Source organism: Neisseria sp. P0006.S009, from assembly GCF_051962915.1.
Classification (GTDB): Bacteria; Pseudomonadota; Gammaproteobacteria; order Burkholderiales; family Neisseriaceae; genus Neisseria; species Neisseria subflava_E.
Map to the genome: position 1 here is coordinate 1 of NZ_JBQCUV010000024.1, position 243 is coordinate 243.

At 42.4% G+C, this 243-nt stretch carries 1 protein-coding gene; it reads right to left on the minus strand.

Going from position 1 to position 243, the window contains the following annotated elements; translation table 11 throughout:
- Positions 1-243, minus strand: a 243-nt coding sequence (locus ACTHTK_RS10315) for a hypothetical protein (RefSeq protein WP_440379753.1), incomplete at both ends; no start/stop codon positions are given.

Here is a 243-nt window from a genome sequence, read left to right on the forward strand (position 1 = left end):
ATTACACAAACCCAAACAAACCCACAAACCCGACAACCCCAATAAAATCCACAAACCACAAAAAAACAAAACAACCCACCCCGGCCCCGCCACCCCACTTTGTGGGCGCGCGTTTTTTTTATTTGTTTTTTTTTTGTTTTCATTTTGACTATTTCTTAGTTCAACACTTGGGGTAAATTTTCTATCTAGTTCCAGAACCTTCCTAGCGATACTCGCTGCACGTTGGAGTCCGCACTTTGGATT